The organism is Sphingobium sp. TomMM15, from assembly GCF_055397045.1.
In genome coordinates this window covers 2,393,318-2,408,373 of sequence record NZ_AP027314.1, presented here as the reverse complement: position 1 = coordinate 2,408,373, position 15,056 = coordinate 2,393,318, and the positions used below count along the sequence as shown (strand labels likewise).

The 15,056-nt window shown below is 63.0% G+C and carries 15 protein-coding genes and 1 riboswitch; of the genes, 3 read left to right on the top strand and 12 right to left on the bottom strand.

Translation table 11 applies throughout. The annotated features are described in order from the left end of the window. Positions 1-7: 7 nt before the first annotated feature. The 8 genes from ACZ51H_RS11990 to ACZ51H_RS11955 form a co-directional block, all read right to left on the bottom strand. A complete protein-coding gene (locus ACZ51H_RS11990; RefSeq protein WP_464801968.1) occupies positions 8-574 on the bottom strand; it encodes a DUF4337 domain-containing protein in 567 nt (188 codons plus the stop codon). An 11-nt stretch (positions 575-585) separates the two neighbouring features. Then, complete coding sequence (locus ACZ51H_RS11985; protein WP_464801967.1) at positions 586-1,377, bottom strand: transporter; 792 nt, start codon at positions 1,375-1,377, stop codon at positions 586-588. Between the two features lie 66 nt (positions 1,378-1,443). Beyond that, positions 1,444-3,384, bottom strand: a complete 1,941-nt coding sequence (locus ACZ51H_RS11980) for a DUF4838 domain-containing protein (RefSeq protein ID WP_464801966.1) — start codon at positions 3,382-3,384, stop codon at positions 1,444-1,446. A 113-nt stretch (positions 3,385-3,497) separates the two neighbouring features. Continuing rightward, complete coding sequence (locus ACZ51H_RS11975; protein WP_464801965.1) at positions 3,498-4,565, bottom strand: nucleotidyltransferase family protein; 1,068 nt, start codon at positions 4,563-4,565, stop codon at positions 3,498-3,500. After that, positions 4,552-5,652: a hypothetical protein gene (locus ACZ51H_RS11970; RefSeq protein WP_464801964.1), complete on the bottom strand. Its 1,101-nt coding sequence runs from the start codon at positions 5,650-5,652 to the stop codon at positions 4,552-4,554. Before ACZ51H_RS11970 ends, ACZ51H_RS11975 begins: the two co-directional genes overlap by 14 nt. A gap of 59 nt (positions 5,653-5,711) precedes the next feature. Then, the gene (locus ACZ51H_RS11965; RefSeq protein ID WP_464801963.1) at positions 5,712-5,996 is read right to left on the bottom strand and encodes a hypothetical protein; all 285 of its coding nucleotides are present in this window, start codon (positions 5,994-5,996) and stop codon (positions 5,712-5,714) included. A 137-nt stretch (positions 5,997-6,133) separates the two neighbouring features. Further along, positions 6,134-7,981: a phosphomethylpyrimidine synthase ThiC gene (gene thiC / locus ACZ51H_RS11960; protein ID WP_464801962.1), complete on the bottom strand. Its 1,848-nt coding sequence runs from the start codon at positions 7,979-7,981 to the stop codon at positions 6,134-6,136. 14 nt (positions 7,982-7,995) lie between these two features. Next, positions 7,996-8,403, bottom strand: a complete 408-nt coding sequence (locus tag ACZ51H_RS11955) for a DUF2065 family protein (protein ID WP_464801961.1) — start codon at positions 8,401-8,403, stop codon at positions 7,996-7,998. A gap of 55 nt (positions 8,404-8,458) precedes the next feature. Then, positions 8,459-8,569: riboswitch (TPP riboswitch) on the bottom strand. 79 nt (positions 8,570-8,648) lie between these two features. On the opposite strand from ACZ51H_RS11955, the gene ACZ51H_RS11950 reads away from it, so the two are divergent. After that, on the top strand, positions 8,649-8,945 hold the full coding sequence (locus ACZ51H_RS11950; RefSeq protein ID WP_464802898.1) for a hypothetical protein: 297 nt from the start codon (positions 8,649-8,651) through the stop codon (positions 8,943-8,945). Positions 8,946-9,085: 140 nt separating this feature from the next. Here ACZ51H_RS11950 and ACZ51H_RS11945 read toward each other — a convergent pair whose 3' ends face one another. Further along, the gene (locus ACZ51H_RS11945; RefSeq protein ID WP_464801960.1) at positions 9,086-10,450 is read right to left on the bottom strand and encodes a cytochrome P450; all 1,365 of its coding nucleotides are present in this window, start codon (positions 10,448-10,450) and stop codon (positions 9,086-9,088) included. Continuing rightward, positions 10,447-11,574: a tudor domain-containing protein gene (locus ACZ51H_RS11940; RefSeq protein ID WP_464801959.1), complete on the bottom strand. Its 1,128-nt coding sequence runs from the start codon at positions 11,572-11,574 to the stop codon at positions 10,447-10,449. The genes ACZ51H_RS11945 and ACZ51H_RS11940 overlap by 4 nt, the downstream gene beginning before the upstream one ends. Before the next feature lie 21 nt (positions 11,575-11,595). Here ACZ51H_RS11940 and ACZ51H_RS11935 point away from each other — a divergent pair, with 21 nt between their 5' ends. Beyond that, the gene (locus ACZ51H_RS11935) at positions 11,596-11,889 is read left to right on the top strand and encodes a hypothetical protein (RefSeq protein WP_449470727.1); all 294 of its coding nucleotides are present in this window, start codon (positions 11,596-11,598) and stop codon (positions 11,887-11,889) included. Between the two features lie 5 nt (positions 11,890-11,894). Further along, on the top strand, positions 11,895-12,722 hold the full coding sequence (gene kdsA, locus ACZ51H_RS11930; RefSeq protein ID WP_464801958.1) for a 3-deoxy-8-phosphooctulonate synthase: 828 nt from the start codon (positions 11,895-11,897) through the stop codon (positions 12,720-12,722). Positions 12,723-12,856: 134 nt separating this feature from the next. Here the strand turns inward: kdsA and ACZ51H_RS11925 are convergent, their stop codons facing one another. Then, entirely contained in the window at positions 12,857-14,122 is a 1,266-nt protein-coding gene (locus ACZ51H_RS11925; RefSeq protein ID WP_464801957.1) for a glutamate-5-semialdehyde dehydrogenase, read from the bottom strand. Positions 14,123-14,328: 206 nt separating this feature from the next. After that, positions 14,329-14,955: a class I SAM-dependent methyltransferase gene (locus ACZ51H_RS11920; protein ID WP_464801956.1), complete on the bottom strand. Its 627-nt coding sequence runs from the start codon at positions 14,953-14,955 to the stop codon at positions 14,329-14,331. Positions 14,956-15,056: the final 101 nt, after the last annotated feature.

Genomic DNA, 15,056 nt, shown 5'->3' with positions numbered 1-15,056 from the left:
CGCGGGATCAGCCAAGGAAATGGCTGAGTATGTCCGGGTGAAACGCCCAACCGGCAAAGCCGCACAGGCCCAGGAACATTCCGAACGCGCCGAACATCCAGCCGACGCCGAGCAGCCAGGCGCTTTCCACCAGCGCGGCGACGGCGGCGAGTGATATGGCGGTGGAAATCATTGCCTCGCTCGCGTCGAATTGGTCGTCATGGACGTTGAGGCCATCATAAAAGGCGGAATCGGCTCTTGCTTGCCGAGCCAAAACAGGCACTTCCCGGATATATTTCGCGATGCTGGCATCAAGCGCATCGACGGTGCGTTTCGACAGCGCCTGCCGATGAGGCGTGTCGGCCAGAAGGACAATCTGACTGCGGCTGGTCTGGCTGATATGCAATTTTGTCTTGGCCGCCTGATATTCATTCCAGCTGTCTACTGCGTTGGACTGAGCCTGCTGCATGGCCTGGACTATGTTGCCATCCTTGATGTTGCACAGGCCCGTGAAGATGGAGAAGATGACGACCGTGATCGCGACCATGCGATTAAGCCGCTTGTCCTTCGCCTCTGCATTCAGTTCGACTTCCATGGCGTCCTCTATCAAAAGCGCCGGGCGAGACCGACATAGATGCGCCTTTCAGGCGTGTCGTGATTGAGACCGAATTCGGAGCCGATATCGACCTGAGCAGCCTTGCCAACCATCAGTGCGGCGGAAAGGCTCGCGACGGCCTGCGTGCTCATTCTCCCTGCATCATCGTCGCGCATCACGGCACCCTCAACGGCAAGGTTGAACACCGGACTAGCGGAGAAATTGATGCCACCCGCCGAACCATAGGCCAGATGCCGCCCCTTTCGGTCGCTGTCCACGGCTGCGTCTATCTCCGGCGTGAGCAGCAGGGAAAGCTTCTCCGCCACGGGCACGTTGATGGGAAGTTGCACACCGCCGCCCCCATCACCCACGCCAATCGCACTGCCGCCCGTCGGTACGCTGATCCAGGGCAGAAGAGCGACCGACAGATCGTGTCCATCGGGGTCGATCAGGTTGCGCTTGATCCCGATGCTGACGTCGCCTGAGCCTGATTGCCGTTGGACGTCGCCGGTTCGGCGATCGCGGGTGCGGACGATGCCGGCGGCGGTCCAGCCCAGGCGCAGCTCGGCATGCTCCGCGATGCCATAGCGCAGTGCGACGTCGCCCAACAAAATGGTATCGCTTACCGAGTCCGGCGATGGGTCATGCGTCCAGTCGACGGCCGATGTTTCCACCGATAACGCGCCCGGTTCAAGGGTACAGGGCGGCGTGTCCAAGCCGGGGCGATCGGGACAATAGTCCCGCGCCGCCGCCCCATTCGCCAGAAGCGTAAAAAGGGCAGCGACGGGCACGAAGAGCTTCATCACGGCTCTGGGCTAATTGCCGCCGCATGCATTGTAAAGCAGCGCCTTCACGCACATTCGCACAGGTCAATTCCAGCTCTCACCCTCGACCCAGGCGCAATGATCGAAATTTGCGATCCACAGGCGTTCGTGCTTCCGCCGGAACTGGATAAGGGCATCGGCCGCCTGCCCGGCCGCTTCGGACTTCTGCACCCCGCCCGCACTGCGCTCACTAGCCGCCCGGCAGCAGAGCCGCGCATGTTCCAGCCCCAGTTGCAGGAAGTTCACCCGCTCAGCCGCTTGCGGATCATGCGCCGCAGATTGCGCGGCTCTGGACAGAAGTTTTTGCCCGGCTGCAAAGCTTCCTTCCGGATAGACGATGGCCGCTGCCCTGGCCCAGCTTTTCCAGCGCGACGCCTTCAATTGGGCGAAGGTCGGCTCCAGCCTTCCGCTGAGGTTCATCGTGTAGTTTTCCCAATGCTCGAAATAGGCCCTCACGTCCGCAGCGGCGGGGCCGAAGCAGGCATAATATTCCGCCAGCAACGCATTGGCATCTGCGTCCGGCTGAGACTGAATACGCATCAGCAGGTAGAGCGTCGGGCCTTGGGTCGCCCATTGCCCGGTGAGGGAATCAAAATCGGTGCCCACCAGGCCGTTTGTGGCCGCGTTCCGGAATTCGTCCGCAAACTGGTGGGCGAAGATGAACGGCATGCAATAGCCATCGAGGAAATGGTTCGTGCGCAGAAAGATGCGCGCACCAGTGTTTGCCCAGCCGCGCCACTGCTCCTTCATCCACTCCTGCACCGCCGCCGCGCGCGGGTAGAACCATGACGAGGGACAGAAGCCGACGAGGATGTTCTTGTTCAGCCGCACGCCAGAGGTCGGCGGCGCGAAATAGTTGAAATAGGCGTAGCCCACGACCGTGACGTCGGGATTATCCCGCGCCGCGAGGCGCTGGATTTCGAGCCAGGAGCGCGCATACCGATCCGTCACGAAAGGATGGCGGGCCATTTTCGATTGGGGTGGAATGAATGTCAGATAGTCGGGCGGTGGAGGGCTATCGAGAGCGCGACAAAGCGCGCATTCGCAGAGCCCGGGCATGTCATTTTCGACCGCGTTGATGAAGCTTGCCCCTCGTCTGACGCCGCCCTTCTCGCGCCAGAGGGTGACGATCTGTTGGTGTAGACCGGGGTCGGCGATCGACATCGAAAAGCGGGCGCCCGGCTTTACCGGCCCGCGCCGTCCATCGACGAGCTGGAACCATTCGGGGTGCTGATCGCCATACTTGGCCCACCAGTCGCCAAAGGCATGGCCATAGCCAATGTGCTGGCGGCGGCCCATCCGGTGGCGTCTGATGAATATGCGCTCCTCCGCACGGTAGTCCGCCCCCGCCGTGGTGGAAAAGCCGAGTTCGGGACGGTCAATCTTGGCCGGCTTGAACAGGCGAACATGACGCTGCATCAAATGGGGAGTGACGACCTCGTCGAGGCTCGGCACGATGAGGGATGCCGTTTTCGGCACCATAGTCCCCAGATCTCCGGGCCAAAGCCAGCGGACCTTCATGTAGTTTTGCAGAAAATGATAAACGCCAAACAGCGTGCCTGCGGTGACATCGGGGTCCAGCGGGTCGCCAGGGCCATCGCGCCCCGCTACACAGAAATTTCCTCCAATCGTGCGAAGGACGCAGGCTTCAGGGGCGAGGCTGCTGAGATCGATCGATGCGCGTGCAATGGCGGTATCACCCAGAAAGAAGAAACCTCCTGACCTGCTTTGCCCCCACGCTACGTGTTCCGGGATGATCTGGGGCAGCGTGCCGGTGGCCTTCGCGAGATGCGCGGCGAGTTCCCGCGCGGCATAGACCACGCAATCTAGCGGCTGATCCGGTATGACCAGCGGGCGGGGGATGCCGCCCTTAATAAGGGTTATGCTGGATAGGGATGTTGCCTGGCCTTGGCTTATGGTTGGCGCCGAAAGCAGGGCTGCCGCCGATCCGAAGGAAAATGTCCTGCGTGAAATGGCTTGTCCCATTGGCAGCCCTCCTCCCTTCTGATCAGGGTGCCCCCCTCTTAGTCCAATTGACGGTTCTGGGGGCTGTGGCGGAGGGAGTACGTCCAAATGGTGAAAGGACAGCAGGGCCTTTCCTATATTTTCCCCAGTTCGTTGCGGATGAACAGCCGTTCCAGGCTTTCACGCCTGGGCAGTCCGGAGGCCGCGATCGGCTCGCCATCGAGCAGCGTCCTTCGGGCGGCGCGGCGGGCAAGGATATAACTGGGATCGAGGAGCGACAGGAAGGTCAGAAAGGGCGCCAGACCCGGCCAACGCAACTGGGCCAGGCGCCGTATATATTGGAGCCGCGCGCGGATTCCCCGCGTCAGGGCGCGTGGCACTTCCATGCCAAGCAACTTGCGCGCCGTGAGCAATTGGGTGCGCATCGCGTTGCGCGCATAGCCGGACTGGAAATGCCGGTTCAGCTCATCCCAATCATCCTGCTGGAAACGGCTGGCGAAGGATTGCATGTCCAGCAGATGGCGCAGGTCGATCCGACCGCGCAGATAGTCCCTGCCCTTCAACTGGTCATGCAGCAGCAATATCGCGGTGCACGCGACCGGAGATGGCAGCAGGACGATCCCGCCCGCCAGTTCCAGCAGGGCGGCATTTTGCGCCAGGTCATCAAAGCTATAGGAGAGCGTGTTGATGCTGCCATAATCGGAGTGAAGGTCGATCGTCGCCGTATCCTGCGGGCGCGAGAGGACAACGGGCACGCCGGGCTGGGGATCGGGCATATCGGGGCAGTAGCCAATGCCACGCAGTTGATCGATCATGGGCAGGAAACGATCGGCGGGCACCATCAGGTCGATGTCCGCCAGCATCCGGGCGGCACGCTCGTCCGGTGGCGCATGGGCCAGCCATGCCGTGCCCTTCAGCAGGATCGGCAACACACCGGCCGCGTTCATGGTCGCGGCAGCTTCGTCCAGTTGCGCCATGATACGATCGTTACGGTCGCCATTACGTTTTTCCATCTCGGCGAAAAATGTCGCGACGTCCGATGGCAGCGCGGGAAAGCGTCCGGCTTTTCTAAGCCGCGCGGCCACGGCGGGGCTGCACAAGGTTTTGTTGGCGAGGGCAATGATGCGGGGCCAATCGGCATGCGAGGGTGTTTGGCCGCGCAGGCAGGACAAGAGGCCATTGAGGTGATCAAGCCGGATCACAAAATGCTCCCAGCAGCGCGGCCGCTTCATCCAGATCGTCATATTCCAGTTCGTAGGTCCGGGCGCCGCCGACGGCGCGGATCAGGCTGTCGATAGCGGGGCGGCTGGCCTCTCCGCTGCATGAGGCGGCTTCGGATAGCAGATGCTTGACCAGTGCCGTGGGATGTTGCGGGATCAGGCGCGCGGGCGCGCCCTTCGTCCGCCGCAGCTTCAAGATCCAGCCAACCGGCAGGGGCGCTTGCCCCGAAGGCGGCGACAAGGCGAGGTAACGCACCCGCCGCCCATCGGGCCGCCAGTGGATCAGCGGCTGGAGTTGCCCCGGATAGCGCGCGGCCATCATCGGCCAGGCGCCCGATTTTACGGTTGGCAGAAAGGGAAGGCCCAGCACATGGCCGTCGGGTCCCAGCATGCTGATGTCATCGCCGTGATAGGCAAAGCCGCTGCCGACCAGCCACGAGGTCAGGGTCGTCTTCCCCGCCCCCGGCGGTCCGGTCAGCAGGAGCGCCTTTCCGTTGCGGCTGACGCAGGCTGCATGCAGCGCCAGGTTCCAGCGGGGATCATCGATGATGTCCTGGATGATCCGCGCCTTGACCAGGGTGGCGGCCTGAGGGAGTTGCAGGACGGAGGCATCGCCCGCATCACGGCTGAAGAGGCAAAGCCCGTTGCTTTGCCAGAGATGATAGATGGTGGAGGGCGGCGTTGAGGCCGTGTCCATTTGAAGATGGGCGAAAAGCGGCGCCACATGCCGTACCAGCGCCTCGTCATGATAGCGCAGCGTGAGGGCGCGACTGCCGAGCGATATGGATTGCGTCAGGAGGGGCGCGGATGCGGGCGGTCGGACAGTGGCGTGGACCAGCCCGGAGTGGGACCATTCCGCCAGTACCGTGTCGAGCATGGACGCGACCTGATCGACGCCCCGGTCGGCGACTTCCTGCGCGAGTTGCGACAGGGACACGCCGTCCTCGAGGCGACATCCGATATAGCCTGCTATCTGGTTCAGTTCATAAATGGCGTGCCGGGACTGCGAAACGATCACCGGCTGATCGCCGATGAAGGTCATCGAAGTCCCGGGTGTAAGGCGCAGCATCAATTCCGCCCCGTCAGGGCGCTCCGCCCATTCGCCATCAATCAGCTGAACCTTGGCGTTCAGTGTTTGCCGCCCTTGTTGCCCGGATTGCCGGGGCTGGTGCCAGGGCCGTCATTGATCGGCGGGTTGCCCGGGGGCTGGGGATCGGGGCCGTTGCCGACACCATTATTGCCCTTGGGGCCGCCGCCGCCGCCGCCGCCCGATGCCGCGATTGCCTGTGACGACAGGGAGGTCGACAACATGATCGTCATCGCTGGGGGAACGGTCGCAGCGAAGCGGCCGCAGGTTTTCAGAAAGCGGCGCCGGTCTTCGGTCGCAGCCAAAATGGTGGGTTCCTCAGCCAAGGGTAGCCTCCTCTTTTTCAGGGTTGAGGGAGGCTACCATCTAGGTCGGGCCGACCGCACTGCTATGGCGGGGTATATCAGAAGGTATAACCCCGCCCGCCCTCTACAGCCTATGATATTTCAGGAGCTTGGTTGGATTATTCCGAAGCTGGCAGGTAAATCTCACCCCCCTTGTTTTTGAACGTCTCGCTCATTTCGGCCATTCCTTTTTCCGCATCTTCGGCCGCGATGAATGAGTCGGCGGGTTGGTTCTGCTTCGCTGCGAAGTCGCGAACCTCCTGCGTGATCTTCATCGAGCAGAATTTGGGGCCGCACATGGAGCAGAAATGCGCGGTCTTCGCGCCCTCGGCGGGCAGGGTCTGGTCGTGATATTTCTCCGCCGTGTCAGGATCGAGCGACAGGTTGAACTGGTCGCGCCAGCGGAATTCGAAGCGGGCGCGGGAGAGCGCGTCGTCGCGGACCTTGGCGGCGGGGTGGCCCTTCGCCAGATCGGCAGCGTGGGCGGCGAGCTTGTAGGTGACGACGCCGACCTTCACGTCATCGCGGTCGGGCAATCCCAGATGCTCCTTGGGCGTGACGTAGCAGAGCATGGCCGTGCCGTACCAACCGATCATCGCGGCGCCGATACCGCTGGTGATATGGTCGTAGCCCGGCGCGATGTCGGTGGTTAGCGGCCCCAATGTGTAGAAGGGGGCTTCGCCGCACGCCTCAAGCTGCTTGTCCATATTCTGCTTGATCTTGTGCATGGGCACATGGCCCGGCCCTTCGATCATCACCTGCACATCCTGTTCCCAGGCGCGCTTGGTGAGTTCGCCCAGCGTGTAGAGTTCGCTGAACTGCGCTTCGTCATTGGCATCGGCGATCGATCCGGGGCGCAGGCCGTCGCCCAGCGAATAGGCGATGTCATAGGCTTTGCAGATTTCGGTGATCTCATCGAAATGCTCGTAGAGGAAGCTTTCCTTATGATGGCTGAGGCACCATTTCGCCATGATCGACCCGCCGCGCGAGACGATGCCGGTGACGCGCTTGGCGGTCATCGGGATGTAGGCGAGGCGCACGCCCGCATGGATGGTGAAATAGTCGACGCCCTGCTCGGCCTGCTCGATCAGCGTGTCGCGGAAGATCTCCCAGGTCAGTTCCTCGGCAATGCCGCCGACCTTTTCCAGCGCCTGATAGATGGGCACTGTGCCGATCGGCACCGGCGAATTGCGCATGATCCATTCGCGGGTGTCGTGGATGTTGCGGCCGGTCGAGAGGTCCATCACCGTGTCCGCGCCCCAGCGGATCGACCAGACCAGCTTGTCGACTTCGCTCGCCACGTCGGAGGCGACCGCCGAATTGCCGATATTGGCGTTGATCTTCACCAGGAAGTTGCGGCCGATCGCCATCGGCTCGGTTTCAGGGTGGTTGATGTTGTTGGGGATGATGGCGCGGCCACGGGCGACCTCGTCGCGGACGAACTCCGGCGTCACATAATCGGGGATTTCCGCGCCCCAGTCCTGCCCGTCGCGGACATATTCGGCGAGACGTGCACGGCCCAGATTCTCCCGCTCGGCGACATATTCCATCTCCGGCGTGATGATGCCGCGACGGGCATAATGCATCTGGGAGACGTTCATGCCGGGCTTGGCCCGCAGTGGGCGCTTCACGACATGGGGGAAAGGCTGGACGCCGCCGCTGCGGTCGGGGCCTTTGAGGCCATTATCTTCCGGCTGGATGGCGCGGGCGTCATATTCTTCCACATCGCCCCGACCAACGATCCAGTCGCGGCGCAGCGTGGGCAGGCCCGCCATGATGTCGATGCGCGCATTGGGATCGGTGTAGGGGCCGGAGGTATCGTAGACGCGAACGGGCGGCTCGCCGCTGCCGGGTTCCAGGTCAATCTCGCGCATGGCGACCTTGAGCGGGCCGACATGGATTTTACGGCTACCCCGAATGGGGCCGGTGGTGACTCGCATTTCGGTGCGGGCGGGAATGTCGGCCATGGTGGTGGTTCCTTTCAGGCGATGACGGTTGCGCGGCCGGTGAGGCCCGCGAGGAAGAGGAGGATGCCCAGGACGATGCTGACAGCGGCCCAGGCGCGAGTGAAGTTGAGGGACCAGCGGCCGATCCTGATGAGCGGCGCAGGGATGGCGAGCAGCAGGGCGCCCTCTATCAGTGCAACATAGCCGATCAGGCTGACGATGACGGCCAGCGGATCGGTCCAGATGCTGTGGACGAGGACGAGAGCTGTGCCGACGACGAAGAGGGGGAAGCCGAGCGTCATGACGAGGCCGGGCGAGCGTTCCAGATCGTCCATCATCGCGCGCCAGCGGGACGGTGCGATCAGCCCGCCGATGCCGACGACGATCATGTACAGGCCGATGGCTTCGGACAGGCGCAGGGTGAGGATGGAGATGGTGTCCATGGCAGCTCCGTCCTCCTCTTCTTCTTCGCTGGGCGGAAGGAGGACGCGGACATGCCTGTGACAAGCCCTCCCTCCCTACGCCGGTCTCATCCGGATCAGGTTCAACGGGTCGCAGCCACATCAGCCGCCTCTCAACCGCTTGTGAGCGGTCCCCCGGGGATTGGGTGGCGATAGCGGAAATGTGCAGGCGACGCCAGCCCATTGCGCTGGACATAAGGGGCGCTTTGCCGCTTTTATGGCAGGCGATGAAGCATCATGATCTGTCCACCAAGGAAGGGCGCAAAGCGCACCGGCATGAAATGCGCATGGTGGCTGTGCGGCCGAGGCGGTGGGGGCTGTGGCTGTTGACCGCCGGTTTCCTGCTGGTGCTGACGCCGTCGGCGCTGGATGTGCATAGCCTGTTCGGGCTGTGGCCGCCGATGTTGGGGGCGATTTGCGTGATGGTTGGCGTGCCGTTGCTGGTGGCGAGCGTGGTGTTGAAGCGGCGCTATGTGCGGGAGCGCGCGGCAGGACAGGTGATGGTGGGGCGGGTTAGGGGTTGAGGCGGTTTCTGCTCCCCTCCCGCAAGCGGGAGGGCCCGGGGGTGGGCCTGCGCAACATCTGCTTACTTTAGGGCGCTGGCGATGAAGCTCGCTTCGCTCGCGCCCACCCCTAACCCCTCCCGCCTGCGGGAGGGGAATAATTAGGTTCTGAACACCAACCTCATGCCCGTCCTCGGCCTTATCGTCAGGCGGCTGATCGGCTCCGGCTTGAATCCTTCCGGCACGGACAGGCGGTAGCGGCGCAGGACGCTGGCGATCACCGTCATCACCTCCTGCTGGGCGAAGCCTGCGCCGACGCAGACGCGGGGGCCTCGGCCGAAGGGGAACCAGGCCTGTTTCACCATCTCGGCATTGGCGGGGTCGTCGAAGCGATCGGGATCGAAGCTGTGCGGGCAGCCCCAATTATCCTTGTTCCGCTGGGTGAGCCAGGGCGCGACGACCAGCATCGCTCCCTCCTCAAGATTCTTGTCGCGCATCGGCATGGGGCAAGGCACTTCTCTGGGCAAGAAGGCGACGGGGGGATAGAGGCGCAACGTTTCGCGGAAGATGTTGCGGACGTGGCCCATGTCCTTGAGCATTGCGGCGGTGAGCGCCTCCTGGTCCGCCAGCGCCACGACTTCGGCGCGCGCGGCATTCTGGATATGGGCGCATTCGGCCAGCATATAGAGCGCCCAGGTCATGGTGCTGGCCGATGTTTCATGGCCCGCGAGGAAGACGGTCGAGACCTGATCCATCACCTGTTGCAAGGTGAAGGGATCGCCGGTTTCGGGATGCTTCGCCTCGATCAGCGACTGGAGAATGTCCTTGTGCGGGGCCTCGCCGCGCTCATGAAAGCCCTGATAGCGGGCTTCGACAATCGGGCGGAACACGTCGTGGATCGCCTTGGCGGGCTTGAGCGATCGCTGTTCGAACCAGCGCGCGGGAAAGCCATAGAGGCGCAGCATCGATGCGCTGTGGGCGTAGCGCTGGAACTTGCCGAAGGCGTTGTGGATGATGTTGGAGCGATGCTCGTCCAGCGCTTGGGAAAAGAGCGTGCGGAAGATGATGTCGGCCGCGACATGGGTCATCATCGGGTCGATATCGACCGGCTTTGTACGGTCGGCGGCATCGATGCGAGCGAGCAGATCGTTGGCGGCGGCGACCATCAGCGGCATGGACCTGTGCAGCGCTGTGTGGGCGAAGGCCGGGTTCACCATCGCGCGCTGGCTTTCCCAATCCTCGCCATTGGCGGAAAAAACGCTGTTGCCGATCAGGGGCGAGAGGTTGCGGACCAGTTCGCGATGCTTGGGGAAGGCGGTGCCGCCGCGCAGTATCTTGTCCACCAGCGGCAGTTCGTTCGCGATATACATGATCTGGCCGGGCATGCGGATTTCGCCCAGCTTCATCGTGTAGCTTTTTTCGAACAGCACATGAATCCAGCTGTGCCAGCCGCGCAGGAAGCGCTTCATCAGGCCGCGCTTGGTCCGGGGCGGTTGTGGATAGGGAGGCGTGAAGGGTTCGGTCACGGGATAGCCCTGAATGCGGCGATGGCTTGATCAATCGTGCGGCGGCCTGCGGTCAGGCTGACATAGTCGACGGGAGATAGGCGATCGCCGACGCGCAGATAGTCGAAATGCGCTTCATATTTGTTCGACCAGCCGCTGTTATAATTTTCCGGGTCGTAGAAGAGGTGGAAGCGCGGCGAGAGTAGATCGACTCGGGCGGCGCAGCGATCCGATACGAGGCGAATGGGGTGCACATCATGATAGGCGGCGCCATCGGGGGGTGCGGAGAAATCGACGAGGCGGAACTGCCCCTCGTCCAGCGCCTTCAGGTCGGCATGATACCAGCGCGCGTCCTTGCGCAGGGCGATGATGGGGACGACTTGGCCCAGCGTCAGGGCGGTGAAGTTATCCGGCAACGGCCTGCCCCCGCGCAGCTCCAGGATGCGGCGAAGGACGCTCATGGCGTATATGGTGCCGTTGCTGTGGGAGGCGAAGATGACTTCGTCCCACGGTCCATCGATCTCCTGCGCGATGCGGGCGGCGAACTGATCGAGGCGGGCGTCCATTTCCTCGCCGGGACCGCGCGCGGCGACGTTGTGGTTGTAATACATGAAGCGCAGCAGCCAGGGGATGATTAGTTTGTTAAGCAATCGGCCGGAGAGTAGTGCGCTGATACCGATGCCGATCAGCGCTGCCGCCCAGAACGGCATGATCAGCGACAGCAGCGAGGCGGGGATTAGCGCCACCGCGAGCGGGATCAGGATGGCGAGCAGCGGCGGGTAGAGGATGGTGATGACCGGGCCGGGGCGCAGCTTCCGCATCCGCAGGAACTGCATGTGGCGGGCGTGGGCGGTGTAAGTGGCGATTGATCGCCATGCGAGAAGCAGCGGATTGCGGATCCATACCTTGCCGACCAGATCCTCCCAGCGGAGGAATTCATAGTCGGTTTCGACCCCTGCGCTATGGTTGGTGACGGTCCAGATGGCGGACGAGGCCGGGCCTGACCGACGCGCGCTCACCTCCACCTGCTCGCCCGAGAGGCGCGCATAGCGCTCCGCCTGCTCCCGATAGAGTTGGTGATAAAAACGCACCCCGCGCGGATCGAAACCGCCAAGGTAGAAGACTTTACGCTTGAACTTTTGCACGGCCCTGTTCCACATCGGGCCATGACGACACCCGAACGCGATTACTGCTATTTCATAGATCACCGCAAATACAACCGAAACATCGGCTGCCGGAAACATGACAATGCCTATGGCATCAATGGCGGCGGCAGCGAGCGGGACCGGTGGCGGGCGGATTTGGCCTTTTACCGGCATATGCGGGGCAATGGCGATCCGATGGCGCTGCCTGCGCTGCTCGCCTGCCTTGTGTTCGGCTGGTTCTGCTGGAACTATCATCCGGGCAAGGGGCTATGGCGGGGACAGCTCTTGCGCCGTTTTGCGAAAGCGCCGAAGTGAGCGGCATGACACAGCAACGCCATGTTTCGATCGGGTCGGTGACGATCGGCAATGATCTGCCCTTCGTCCTGATTTCCGGCCCCTGTCAGATTGAGAGCCGCGATCATGTGATGATGATGGCAGAGAGGCTGGCGGAGGTCGCGCACAAGGCGGGCGTGCCGCTCATCTTCAAATCCTCCTTTGACAAGGCGAACCGGACTTCGGTGTCGGGTCAACGTGGCGTGGGGATCGATGCAGGGCTGGCCATACTGGCTGAGGTGAAGGCGCAGTTGGGCTGTCCGGTACTGACCGATGTGCATGAGGCGGGGCAAGTGGAGGCGGCGGCGCAGGCGGTGGATATTTTGCAAATCCCGGCATTCCTGTGTCGCCAGACCGACCTCTTGCTGGCGGCGGGGCGGACGGGCGCTGTGGTGAATGTGAAGAAGGGGCAGTTCCTTGCGCCCTGGGACATGGCGGCGGTGGCGCAGAAGGTCGCTTCCACCGGCAATGAGCGGATATTGCTGACCGAGCGCGGCGCGAGCTTTGGCTACAATACATTGGTCAGCGATATGCGGTCGCTGCCGGTGATGGGTGAGACCGGCTATCCGGTGGTGTTCGATGCCACCCATTCGGTGCAGCAGCCGGGTGGGCTAGGGTCAGCTTCGGGTGGACAGAGGGAGTTTGCACCGGTGCTGGCGCGCAGTGCGGTTGCGGCGGGCGTTGCGGCGGTGTTTGCCGAGGCGCATGATGATCCGGATCGAGCGCCTTCGGATGGGCCGGTCATGCTGCCGCTGGAGTGGATGGGGCCGCTGCTGGCGAAGCTTAAGACTATCGATGAGGTGGTGAAGGGCTGAGTACGCCTCTCTCATCCCCGTTCGCCCTGAGCTTGTCGAGCCGAAGGCCGGCGAAGCCAACGGCTCCACTTCTTTTGAGAAAAGTGAAGGGCTTCGACAGGCTCAGCCCGAACGGTGAAAGGTCGTCCCCTATATCAAGGCCGCGTCTGGCCCGTCCCGCGCACCAGCCATTTGTAGGTGGTTAGACCTTCCAACGCTACCGGGCCGCGCGCGTGGAGGCGGCCGGTTGAGATGCCGATCTCCGCGCCAAGGCCGAACTCGCCGCCGTCAGCGAATTGAGTGGAGGCGTTCCACATGACGATCGCGCTGTCGACGGCGTTAAGGAAGCGCTCTGCCTTCGCCGCGTCTTCGGTAATGATCGCGTCGGTGTGATGGCTGGCGTGAGCGGCAATATGAGCGAGCGCTTCGTCCAGCCCATCAACCAACCGCACGGAGACGATCGCGTCGAGATATTCGGTGTCCCAATCCTCGTCCGACGCAGCGATGACGCGGGCGTCCATCGCCTGCACCGCCGCGTCGCCGCGCACTTCGCACTTGGCGTCGAGTAACGCTTTCACGATGGCGGGCGTGGCTCCGAAAGCCTTGTCGATCAGCACTGTCTCGGTCGCGCCGCAGATGCCCGTCCGGCGCATCTTGGCGTTGACGATCAGCTTGGCCGCCATGTCCGGATCAGCCGCGCCATCGACATAGCTGTGGTTGATGCCGTCGAGATGCGCGAGCACGGGCACGCGCGCCTCTTCCTGCACGCGGGCGACCAGGCTCTTGCCGCCGCGCGGAACGATGAGGTCGATGAAGTCAGACGCCTTGAGCAAAGCGCCGACGGCGGCGCGATCTGTCGTGGGCACAAGCTGCACCGCGTCGGCGGGCAGGCCAGCGGCGGCGATCCCTTCGGCCATGGCGGCGTGGATGGCGCGATTGCTCTCCTTCGCCTCGCTGCCACCACGCAGGATGACGGCGTTGCCCGCGCGCAGGCACAGCGCGGCCGCGTCGGCGGTCACATTGGGGCGGCTTTCATAGATGATGCCGATCACGCCCAAGGGTACGCGGACGCGCGAAAGCTCCATGCCGTTGGGCCGGACCTGCTTGTCGATGACGCTGCCGAGTGGATTGTCGAGGCTGGCGACCTGATCGACGCCAGCGGCCGTTGCCGCCACGCGGGCTTCGTCAAGTCGCAGACGGTCGAGCATGGCTGGCGAAAGGCCATTAGCGGCGGCGTTTTCCATATCGCGCGCGTTTGCTGCAAGGATTTGCGGCGCCTGATCCCGAAGCGCCTGCGCGGCGCGGCGCAGGGCCTCGATCTTCTGCGCGTCGCTTGCGCTGGCCAGCGTTGCGGCAGCGGCGCGGGCGCGCGCGCCCATTGAGGCAATCAGCATTTCGGGAGTCTGGGTCAGGTCATTCATCTGGTCGAGCCTTTCGCCCGCGCCCTTAGCATGAAAGCGTCGTGGGACGAAATGCACTGGGTGGCCTTTGGCTCCGCTATAGCATTATGACGCTTATCTCGCGATCCAACCAATACCCCGGACGGGGCTTGTGGAAGCCCTCCACCTAATTTGAAGAGAAGAAAGGCCCTTCGACAGGCTCAGGGCGAACGGGGTAGGATGATATTTCAGGCAGCCTGTGCCAGACTTTCCGCCTTCAGCGCGCGGAAGGTGCGGCATGGCGGAATGTTGCGCCATTCGACCCGCTCGGCGATCTCGTTGAATTGCCCGGCAAGCAACCGACGGACATATGCCGAATATTGATAGACCAGAAATTCACCGCCGGATCGCAGCGCGCGCTGCGTTTCCGCGCAGATGAGTTCGCCGACGCCATCCGGCAGGGTGGAGAAGGGGATCCCCGAGAGGATATAATCAGCCTGCCGGTGTCCGGCCTCAACAATGAAGCGGCGCACATCCGCCGCCGACCCATGTACGACCCGCAGGCGGGGATCGTCGATCTGCGCTTCGAGCCATGCGACGAAGTCAAGGTTAAGATCAATCGCCACCAGTTTCGCGTCCGGGTGCATGCGCTCCAGGATCGGGCGGGTGAAGGTGCCGACGCCCGGCCCATATTCCACGAACAGGCGCGTATGCTGCCAATCCACCCGGTCCAGCATGCTGTTCACCAGTGCAGCCGAAGAGGGGATCACGGAACCGATCATCCCGGGATGCTTCACGAACTGGCGGAAAAACATGCTCCACTGACCCAGGAATGACGCCGGATCTGCTTTTTTCTTCAAGGGAATGGAGGCCATCAATACTCGCCTGTTTGCCTTCACGTCTGGGCCTTGCAAAAATCGGCAAGCCTGGCAAGCCGCTTTGCATGCTGCCGGGCATAAAGCCCGACCCTGGGTAA